The organism is Variovorax humicola (genome assembly GCF_037889915.1).
In the GTDB taxonomy this organism is placed as follows: Bacteria; Pseudomonadota; Gammaproteobacteria; order Burkholderiales; family Burkholderiaceae_C; genus Variovorax; species Variovorax humicola.
Genome location: NZ_JBBKZV010000084.1, coordinates 1 through 3,063 on the forward strand (window position 1 = coordinate 1; position 3,063 = coordinate 3,063).

Here is a 3,063-nt window from a genome sequence, read left to right on the forward strand (position 1 = left end):
GAGCCTGCAGGACACGAGCATCGGCCAGAGCCGGCAGTCCAGCAGCGGGCTGAACCTGAGCGTGTGCATCCCGCCGATCTGCTACGGGGCGGTGGTGACGGCCAGCGGGAGCGCTTCGAGTGCGAAGGCCGATGGGGTGTTCATCAGCCCGGGGCAGCAGTCGGGGATCAAGGCGCGGGACGGCGGGTTCGATGTCAACGTCAAGGGCAATACGGACCTCAGGGGCGCGGTCATCGAGAGCACGCAGGCGGCCATCGACAACAAGGCCAACAACTTCCATACCGGGGGCCAATTGACGATGACGGACTTGCACAACGTCAATCGGTCCAGTGGGAGCAGCTATGCGGTCAGCGGCGGTGTGAGCCTGGGATACACCACGCCGAGTGACGGCACTCCATCGTGGGACCCCAAGCCCGGGCAGCAGGCCGTGCCGCCCACGGGGAGCGCGGGCCTGGGCCGTGACGATGGCAGCAGCCAGAACAGTGTCACGAAGTCGGGAATCTCGGGCATTGCGGGGGACCAGAGCGTGCGCACTGGTGACAACAGCAGTGCCGGGGTGCTGGTCAAGGACTGGAACACGCAGTCCATCGTCAAGAACGTGCAGGCGCAGGCCGCGATCACCGCTGAGTTCGGTCGAAACGCAAGCATCGAGGTAGGCAACTATGCCAATGGAAAACTGAAAGAAGCCGCCTCGTTGTACGACCAGGCCGCGGCCGAGAGCGATCCGACGAAAAAAGCCGCTCTGTACGCGCAGGCGGATGAGATGGAGAGCAACTGGAAGGAAGGCGGTGCTTACCGGATTGCGGCCCACGCTGCAGCAGGTGCTTTGGCTGGCGGCGTGAATGGTGCAGCGGGCGCAGGCGCATCCGCCTTGGCGGTACCCGTCATCGCCGAGCAGATTGCGAACCTTGATCTCCCCGTGGCCGTCAAGCAGGCCCTCGTCCTGGCGACCGGCGCGGCCGTCGGCGCAGTGACCGGAGGTGCGGGTGGCGCGGCCAGTGCGTTCAACGAGACGACGAACAACTATCTGACGTCGGCCGACCTACGTTCGAGAGACCAGAAAATCAAGCAGTGCCAGGCAAACGGTGACACAGCGTGCGAAGTGCGGGTGCTGCAAGAGTACGACAGGCGCAGTGCTTTCAACACCGGGCAACTCAAGGGTAGTTCCCTGGTGGAGAGATACGCGCTTGAGCAGACGCGTGGAGAACTGGAGCAGTTGCTGCTGGCTCCGTCGATGAGCGCGGAGACCAAGGCACAGGCGCGCAAGAGCATTCAGGAGGTCAATACCGCGATCAATGTCATCAACAAGTCGCCGGTGATCCAGGACGCCACCCAGCTTGGGTTGATGGCGGCCGACATTGTAACGCTAGGAGAGTTGGCTATCTCAAGGACGTTGACGAAAAGTATCGTCAAAGAGTTTGTGCTGAGTCGCACCGGGACGAGTATTTCTGAAGACGCGGCAGCCAGGATCGCTAATAATTTTTATAGAGACGGAATTGACGCAACCGCCTGGACGACCGGCAAGCCGGGCAATATGCAGGCGAACGCCATTGAGCACTGGATTAAGCATGGAGAGGAATTTCCTGAACTCAAATCCCTGAATCATTATGCTGAATCGGCACAAAATTTTGTTTCGAACCCTCCAATTGGAACTCTTGTTAAAATCGCAAAAAATGGAGACATACTTCTCTATAACGTCGAATCAAACACCTTTGCGGTGGGAACGATTGACCGCGTTCCGAGAACGATGTTTCGACCAGACCCGGCTACACATGGATATAGTTCTAATCTAGATTTTTGGAATTCCAAATGAAAAATAAAATTTCATGCTGCCGCGTGTGTGGATTTGATTGCGCTCCCTTTCTTCCGTGGGGCGCTGATGGTGAGACACCCACATACGCTTTGTGTCCAAATTGCAATGCTGAATTTGGTTACGAAGATGTAACAGAAAGATCGATCTTGAGTTATTGCAAAAAACACTCAGTCAAAAGAATTGAACCCGACGACTTTCTCCCTTTCGATTCCAATCAAAAACTTCCATAGAAAATCAATTTCTGGCAATTTTTCAAGCGGAGAAGATTTCGGGAGTCAGCAACCCGGGCGGCACCCTCATCGCCTCGGCCGGGCGCGATGCCAACCTCGTGGGCGCCATCCTGGCCAGCGGCGGCAGCGCCGCGGTGGGCGCCGGGCGCAACATCAACCTGGCCACCGTCACCGAGTCGGCCACCGGTTCCACCGCGGGTCAGGGCACCGTGGGCCGCGTCAGCACCAGCCGCGAGATCGGCTCCGTCATCCAGGGCCAGGGCGATGTGCGCCTGGCCGCGGGCAACGACATCAACATCCGCGCCAGTGCCGTGCAAAGCGCCACCGGCGCGCTGGTCGCCACCGCCGCGCACGACATCCACATCACCGCGGGCCAGGCCACCAGCAGCGTGACCACCACCTCCGTGCACTCCTCGGGCGGGCCGATGCGCCAGTCCAGCACCAGCACCTTCGACAGCAGCAGCACCACGGAGGGTGCTGTCCAGCCGCCTGAGCGGCAACCAGGTGGCCCTGGTCGCGGGCAACGACATCAACGCCCAGGCCGCCCAGCTGCGCGCCGACGAGGCGATGAGCCTGTCAGCTGGTCGCGACATCCACCTGACCACCGCCACCCGCGGCAGCACCGAGCTGCATGCCAGCCAGCAGCGCAGCAGCAGCACCACCCTGTCCAAGGGCTGGGCGCTGTCCTCCGATGCCGGCGGCCCGGTGGGCGGCTACGGCAACCGCCAGTTCTCGGGCAACAGCACCAGCGCCGACATCCGCACCGAGGCCGTGGGCACCACCGTCTCGGCCGGCAGCCTGAACACCTTCAGCGGGCGCGACACCACCCTGCAGGCGGCCACCGTGGTGGCCGATGGCAACATCGCCATGGTGGCCGGGCGCAACCTCACCATCGAGAGCGCGCAGAACACCGCCGAGCATGCCAGCAGCCAGGCGAACAACAAGAGCGGCTTCATCGGCTCCTGGTGGTCCCCCGGCATGGGCCACATCAAGGACTTCAGCGCCCAGACCAGCAGCGGC

General features: G+C 61.6%; 1 protein-coding gene and 2 pseudogenes. All 3 read left to right on the plus strand.

Features of this window, described 5'->3' with window-relative positions; genetic code table 11:
* Window positions 1–1,813: pseudogene (locus WKW80_RS37000) on the plus strand (hypothetical protein); the annotation flags it as partial.
* Between the two features lie 496 nt (window positions 1,814–2,309).
* A pseudogene (locus WKW80_RS37005) lies at window positions 2,310–2,402 on the plus strand (hemagglutinin repeat-containing protein); the annotation flags it as partial.
* A 115-nt stretch (window positions 2,403–2,517) separates the two neighbouring features.
* Window positions 2,518–3,063: hemagglutinin repeat-containing protein (locus WKW80_RS37010; protein WP_340368529.1), on the plus strand; the 546-nt coding region annotated here is incomplete at its 3' end.